Raw genomic sequence first — 4,353 nt, 5'->3', positions numbered from 1 at the left:
TGTCGATAATGTTGATTATGTCAAATACGAAAAATCGACTGCACGAGGTGCTACTGGCCAAGCGTCCTCGCGTTCAAACCCTGCATCTCTGCACTTGACCTTGATTGAGGCCGGCTGCCGGTCCAGCTCATTCTTCGTCGTCCCGGCGCGGGCCGCGCGCCGGGACCGGTTGCCGCCTGGCGGCTTCCTCCCTGTCAGAACCGGTACGTCGCCCCGACCTGGAAGAAACGACCAAGGTTCGTGTAGAGCGACTGGTCATAGCCAGTGATGTCGGGCACGGCTTGCCACTCGACGTCGAACGGCGGCTTCTTGTCGAAGAGGTTCGTGATGCCGCCGTAAATCGTCCAATGCTTGAAGCCGCGATAGTTGAACATGAGGTTGAACTGGCTGTACGACGCCACCGATCCCGTACCGCCGTCGCCGAATTCCGCGGCCACGGCGTTCGTATATGGCCCCGTGTATTGCCAGGTCAGCGTGGTGGTCAGTTGCCGGTAGTCCCAGCTCACGCTCGTATTGCCCTTCCAGCGCGGGTTGCTCGCGCCGAACGGCTGCAGCAGCGCAAGGTTGTTGCCGGCGAAGTCCTGCGGTGCGGTTCCGGGGCTGTGCAGCTTGAAGTGCCACACATAAGTCCAGTCGCCTGCGAGCGTGAACGTGCCGTACTTGGTGCGCAGCGCTTTGCGGAAGTTGAGATCGAAGCCATCGGTGTCGAGCGCACCAAGGTTCACGAAATGCTGAACGAGGTAACGCACCGACCCGTCGGCGTTGCGCACGACGCGGGAGGGATCGTTGGCGACGAGCACCGCGTTCGGATCATCGGTACCGATGACTCCGTCGATGCGGACCTTGTAGAACGCCGCACCGATATCGGTCATCGCATCGGGTGAAAGCTGGAAGCCGATGTTGTAGTTCTTCGTGTGCTCGGGCTGAAGATTCGGATTGCCCGCGACTTGCTCCGTCGTGAAGTGCTTGGTCGGCACACCGCTCGGATCGTTCGGATCGACGAGGTTCTGGTGAGAGAGATAGACGGCCTGCGAGTTTTCGACGAGGGTCGGCGCGCGGAAGCCGCGACTGTACGATGCATACGTCGTCAGCATTTGCACCGGCTGGAAACGCAGCGCAAAGCTCGGCGAAAACGCCCCGCCGAAGTCGCTGTAGTGATCGTAGCGGCCCGCCTGCGTGAACGTCAGATTGCGCAGGATCGGAATGTCGACCTGGTAGAACGCGGCGGCGACGTTGCGCGAACCCTCCACCGTCTGCACGTTCGCGGGTGCGGATACGCCCTGCGACGCGAGCGTCTGCGGGTTGATCGTCGACGATTCGTGACGGAACTCGGTGCCCAGGCCCAGGCCGACCGGGCCCCCGGGCAGCGTGAAGAGATTCGACGTCGAGGCCTTGGCTGTCACGCTGTCGACCTTCGAGATGGCCTGCTGATCGTCGTCCGTGAAAACGCCATTCAGGCCGTTTGGCGTGGCGGCCGGGTTCGAGAAGTTGTAGGTGCCGTTCGCGAGCATGTTCTCGAGGCCCGCGACGTTGATCCGGTTGCGATACGTCGTATCGACGGTGCTCTGCGAGTGGCCGTAATCGGCCGACCAGTCCCACGCGCCGAATCTGCCCGTGTCGAACGAACCTTTGACGCCCGTGTTCGCCATCCAGAACGTCGATACCGTGTCCGCCCCCACGACGTTGCCCGGGAAGGTCAGGTTGATCGCCGTCGGCACGCCGAACGGGTTATAGGGGTTGCTCACCGGTACGGTGCGCGGCAGCGGCGAAACGGAACCGGTCGAAGGGTTGTAGACGTTCGTCGTGCTCGAGATCGAGGCCGGTCCCTGCAACTGGACGGTTTCATCGCGGCTCACCCAGAAGCCCGCATAGGCCTGCGTGTTGTCGTCGATCTTGAAGGTGGCGCGCACCTTCGCGTTCAGGCGCGTCGTGGACGGAACGAGCGATGTCGACGCGGCCGGGTTGTACGTGCAATTGGTCGCGCTCGTCTTGCTGCCCGGCGGGCACGGCGAAAGCGGCACCCTGGAGCCGTCCGCCAGCGACCAGTACGATTGCTGGTTCGGCCCGAGCGGCGCTGCCAGCCCGCCGGGATATTGCGTGAAGTCTTGCGCCGACGTCATGTCGCGATCGCCGAGCGTCGAGCCCGAATCGCGGTAATAGCTGGCGGCCGCGGTGACGTTGAAGCGATCCGAATTCAGGTCGCCGAAGCCGGCCAGTACACTGAAGTTGCCCTGCCCGTCGCCCGGATGCTGCGCCTTGCCGAGTTGGCCGTCGATCTGCAGGCCCTGAAAGTTCTTCTTCGTAATGATGTTGACGACGCCCGCGATCGCGTCCGAGCCGTAGACGGATACCGCGCCGGTCTTGACGATCTCGACGCGCTCGACCATGTTCAACGGGATCGCGTTGACATCGAAGAACGTGTCGGTGAAGTTCACCGACTGCGCATAGTTCGCGACGCGCTGGCCATCGACGAGCACGAGCGTGTATTTCTCGCTGAGCCCGCGCAACGCCATGCCGGCGCCGCCGGGGGCCGAGCTGTTCATCGTCGTCTGGCCCCAGCTGCTTGCGGAATTGGCCGACGTCGAACGCAGGAAATCGGCAACCGTCGTGTATCCGCTTTGCTGGATTTCCTTCGCGGTGATGACCTGCACCTCGGTGTGACCGACCTTGTCGGATGTACGGATCAGCGAGCCCGTCACTTCGAACTTGTCGAGCTTTTTCACGGTCTGCCCGCCCGCGGCGGTGCCCGATGCCGGCGCAGGCGCAGGCGCGGGCGCGGGCGCGGCGGCGGCCGAGCTGCCGGTTTGCTCGGCGGCGACGTTCCCGTCGACAGGCGTTGTCTGCGCGTAAGCGGAGGTACCCAAAGCCGCCGTCAACGCGACTTCAGCCCATACGATGCTGCGTATTGCCGATCCCAAAGCCGTTGGTTTCATAACACCCCTCTGTCGTCGCAAGGCCTTACCTTTTTGTATGCACGGAGATTCGCCGGCCTTTAAATAGCGTCGCCCCGCGTTCCTGATTCGTCGTCTGGCGATCAAAACCATTCCGTCCGTTTATTTCTTTCAAATTTATTTCCTCCACTGCGGAGTGGAATGAATTTGAAATAAAAGAAGCGGCATTCCTATAGAGTTAGGAAACCTAATTACATGGATCGATCTTTTCGTGCATCGAACGACCGCATACAAGATTCCCCTGGAACATTCGCACCATGGCGCTTCGTCAATTAGCGCGCATGTGTTGCCAGGAGAGGCAGTCGCTCGTTGAAGGGCTGCTTTACGTCTTCACTTTGAATGTCTTAATGCACGGAATCTTCATTACCGTTCACTACCAAAGTTTTACGTTGGACGCGAACATAGCAGGACAGAATCGACGCGTCAAAAAATATTTGATGCCACATAACTTTGTTTAGGTGCAATAGATGCACTCGGTTGGTGCCGAATAAAAATCGATATGGTTCATCCGCCGCTACCGTTGTTCTGTCTTCCTTGTGTGGCTGCCTTTTTCACCCGCTCGCGCATGCGCCGCAATGGAGCACGCGGCCGGTACTCGCCAGACCGAACTTTTTTGTTTACCAGAGAGGAGACACGAATCCTTGGCATGGAAACAGTTCGAACACGTGCTCCATGAATCCCGTCGTGTCGGCATAGTGTTCCGTGATCAAAAGATCGGACTCCTGATATTGCGGCCGTTCGAGCACATGCTTGGCGTCGCGCACCCGTCATCCCGTGATCGCACCGCCAACGCCCCGTCGCGACCATCAATCGATCTCCAGATTTTCGGCCGTTTCCACGCGCTGCGCGTCGCGCTTCGTCCCCGGCGCATGCCGCCCGCGCCGGCCTATGGATACCACCACCCGAAACGCCACCGGCGCGAACACGAGCCCGAACATCGTCGCGGCGAGCACGCCCCCGAACGCGCCCGTGCCGATCGATCGCCGGCTTTCCGCACCCGCGCCCGTCGCCAGCACGAGCGGCACGACGCCCAGCAGGAACGCCATCGACGTCATCATGATCGGCCGGAATCGTGCGGCGGCCGCGTCGATCACCGCCTGCCGCAGCGGCACGCCGCTCCCGGCCAGATCGCGCGCGTACTGCACGATCAGGATCGCATTCTTCGCCGCCAGCCCGACCACCGTGATCATCCCGACCTTGAAATACACGTCGTTCGGCATCCCGCGCGCGAGCGCCGCCGCGATCGCGCCGATCATGCCGAGCGGCACGATCGTCAGCACGGACAGCGGGACCGTCCAGCTTTCGTACAGCGCGGCAAGCGCCATGAAAACCGCGAGCACGGACAGCCCGACGAGCAGCGGCGTTTGCCGCGCGGCAACCTGCTCCTCGCGCGCCGCATCGA

3 protein-coding genes are annotated in these 4,353 nt (G+C 61.7%); all 3 read right to left on the bottom strand.

Features of this window, described 5'->3' with window-relative positions; all coding sequences use genetic code 11:
• Positions 1 to 194: 194 nt before the first annotated feature.
• On the bottom strand, positions 195 to 2,933 hold the full coding sequence (locus tag JMF90_RS26245; RefSeq protein ID WP_125380664.1) for a TonB-dependent siderophore receptor: 2,739 nt from the start codon (positions 2,931 to 2,933) through the stop codon (positions 195 to 197).
• Between the two features lie 635 nt (positions 2,934 to 3,568).
• Positions 3,569 to 3,715, bottom strand: coding sequence for a Tn3 family transposase (locus JMF90_RS26240; RefSeq protein ID WP_265333905.1), 147 nt, complete (start codon positions 3,713 to 3,715; stop codon positions 3,569 to 3,571).
• 42 nt (positions 3,716 to 3,757) lie between these two features.
• Positions 3,758 to 4,353: efflux RND transporter permease subunit (locus JMF90_RS26235; RefSeq protein ID WP_201325613.1), on the bottom strand; the 596-nt coding region annotated here is incomplete at its 5' end.

Origin of the sequence: Burkholderia sp. E168m23 (assembly GCF_016586125.1) — a bacterium.
Lineage (GTDB): Bacteria > Pseudomonadota > Gammaproteobacteria > Burkholderiales > Burkholderiaceae > Burkholderia > Burkholderia orbicola.
Note: the sequence above shows the minus strand (reverse complement) of the source record. Positions and strands in the feature narration are given on the sequence as shown.